The sequence below is a fragment of the Nocardia carnea genome (assembly GCF_029869215.1).
Taxonomy (GTDB): domain Bacteria; phylum Actinomycetota; class Actinomycetes; order Mycobacteriales; family Mycobacteriaceae; genus Nocardia; species Nocardia carnea_B.
In genome coordinates, this window is the sequence record NZ_JARWPM010000020.1 from 1 (window position 1) to 2,827 (window position 2,827).

Genomic DNA, 2,827 nt, shown 5'->3' on the forward strand with positions numbered 1-2,827 from the left:
TTTCGCCGAAACGCTGACCACCGAACTGCGCCTTACCACCCAGCGGCTGCTGCGTGATCATCGAGTACGGGCCGGTCGAACGGGCGTGGGGGTCTTGAGCTGGGGGTGCAATTTTACGGCGTAACCGCCCCCTGCGTGGCCGGTGGGGTGGGCGCCGGGGGGGGGCCGCGAGGTGCCGGTGCCGGACCTGTACGAGATGTTGGCGGCTGTCGGACTCGACTACGGCGAGTCGTTCCGGCGGGTGCGCGGTGTGTGGCGGTGCGGCGACGAGCTGTTCGTGGAGGCGGCGCCGGCGGTGGGCGCCGGGGGATTCGGTGTGCATCCGGTCGTGCTCGACGCGGTGTTCCACGGCGTGCTGGCCGGCGTCGCCGGTGCGCGGGCCCCGGAGCCCGGTACTGCGGTCGTACTGCCCTACGCGTTCCGGGGCGTCCGGGTGTTGCGCCGGGGTGCGTCCGCGGTCCGGGTGCGGATACAGACGTCCGAGTCCGGTCTGGGCCGGGTGGTGGCCCGGGACGAGTTCGGGCGGGCCGTGTGGTCGATCGAGGGAGTGGACGTGCGTCGGGCGGACGCGGCCACGTTGCGTTCCGCCGGCGGTGGCGCCGGGCTCTACGACCTCGGCTGGTCGCCGGTCGCCGTAGTACACCGGGACACGAGTGTCCTGTGGGGTATAGCACCGCGGAATGCGGTCGGGGACTGGGGTTCTGGTGTGGTGGACCGATGGTTCGCGGATGTGGCGGGGGTGTTGGAGGCCTTGGCCGCGGAGCCCGTCGTACCGGCCGCCGTCGTGGTGCCGTGCTGGGGTGTGCCGGGCGCTGAGGGAGATGTTGCGGAGGGGGCCCGCGGCTCCGTGCTCGGGGTACTGGGAGTGCTGCAGGAGTGGTTCGCGGCGGCCGGTTCGAGTTCGGTCCGTCTGGCGGTGGTGACGCGGGGCGCGGTCGCGGTGGAGAGCGCGGGGGATACGGGTATTGATGCCGATGGCCTGAAGCAGTCGGGCGTCGCCGGGCTGGTGCGTTCGGCGCAGTTCGAATACCCGGGACGCGTTGTACTGGTCGATGCTGTGGGCGGCCTGGACAGCCTGGCGGGTGCGCTGGCCGGTGGTGTGGAATCCGAACTGGTGGTCCGGGAGGCCGGCGTGTGGGCGCCTCGCTTGGGCGCGGTGCAGGCCGCGGGTGCACCGGATTCGATTCCGGAGCAGCATGATTCGCCGGGCGGAGTCGAACGGTGGGGGTGGGATCCGGCCGGGCTGGTGCTGGTCGCGGGCGGTGGTGAATTGGCCGGGCCGGTGGTGCGACATCTGGTGACCGACCGCGGGGTACGGGATGTCGTACTGGCCTCGCGGTCCGGCGGCGGTGCGGAATTGGCCGCCGAATTGGCGGAGTTCGGTGCGCGCGTGTGGTGCGTGGCCTGTGATCTGGGGGACCGTGCGGAGGTCGAGAGCCTGGTGCGGCGGGCGGGTGCGTGGGGTGACCTGACGGCGGTGGTGTATACCGCCGGCGTGCTGGACGACGGTGTCCTGGCCGCGCTGTCGCCGGAGCGCGTCGTGCCCGTGCTGCGATCGAAAGTGGACGGCGCGTGGTTCCTGCACGAGGCGACGCGGGAGCTGGACCTGGGCGGGTTCGTGATGTTCTCGTCCGTGGCGGGGACGGTGGGGGCGCCGGGGCAGGCGAATTATGCGGCGGGGAACGCGTTCTTGGACGGGCTGGCCGTCTACCGGCGGGGCTTGGGCCTGGCCGGCTGTTCGATCGGCTGGGGCCTGTGGGATGTGTCGGGCGGGATGTCCGGCGGTGTGGGGGCGGTGGATCGGGCGCGGCTGAGCCGGGGCGGATTGGTGGGGATCAGTGTGCCGGAAGGCCTGACGCTGTGGGAGGCGGCGTTGTCGCGGAAGCTGCCACGGGTTGTGGCGGCACGGTTCGATCGGGCGGGGTTGTCCGGTGCGATGGCGGGGCTCGGCGGAGTGGTGCCGTCGGTGGTGCGCGATATGGTGCGCGGTTCGCGCGGTGGTCCGATCGAAGGCGGTGTCCCGGCGGAACTGATGGCCCGATTGGCGGGATTACCGGTATCCGAGCGGCGTGCCGTTCTCGTGGAATTGGTCGGTTCCCATGTCGCGGTGGTGCTGGGACATGCCGCGGGTCATCTCGTCGATGCGCAGGAGAGTTTCCTGGACCTGGGTTTCGATTCGCTGGCGGCGGTGGAATTACGGAATCGCCTCGCGGGAGCGACCGGTGTGGCCCTGCCGGCCACGGCGGCCTTCGACCATCCGACCCCGGAAGCGCTGGCCGGCTATATCGACAGCTGCCTGCCGGACGGGGAATCCGGCGGAACTCTCGACGATGCCCTGGATCGGGTCGCCGCCGAACTCGGCTCGGCCGCATGCGACACCGAGACACGGCGCCGGGCGGCGCGGCGGCTCCGGCATCTGCTCACCACCATCGAAGACGCCGCCACACCCGAGGGCGGCGCGGACCCCGATGACGATATCCGCAGCGCCGGCGCCGCGGAGCTGTTCGAACTACTCGACGGCGAGCTCGGCTGACGCCCCCGGTACCGAAGGAAGAGCATGGATAACGAGAAGGATTACGTCGATTATCTGAAGCGGTCGGCACTGGAACTGCGCAGCCTGCGGCGGCGTCTGCGGGAAGTCGAGGAACGGGCGAACGAACCGATCGCGATTGTGGGTGTGGGGTGTCGTTTTCCGGGTGGGGTGGGTTCGCGGGGTGGGTTGTGGGATGTGGTGTCGGGGGGTCGGGATGTGATCGGGGAGTTTCCGGTGGATCGGGGGTGGGATCCGGGTGTTTTCGATGCGGATCCGGGTGTGCGGGGTCGGTCG

2 protein-coding genes are annotated in these 2,827 nt (G+C 70.8%); both read left to right on the forward strand.

Going from position 1 to position 2,827, the window contains the following annotated elements:
* The first annotated feature begins 142 nt into the window (after window positions 1-142).
* Window positions 143-2,533: a type I polyketide synthase gene (locus QH276_RS00420; RefSeq protein WP_280406539.1), complete on the forward strand. Its 2,391-nt coding sequence runs from the start codon at window positions 143-145 to the stop codon at window positions 2,531-2,533.
* 24 nt (window positions 2,534-2,557) lie between these two features.
* Window positions 2,558-2,827, forward strand: a 270-nt coding sequence (locus QH276_RS00425) for a beta-ketoacyl synthase N-terminal-like domain-containing protein (protein ID WP_280406540.1), incomplete at its 3' end; no start/stop codon positions are given.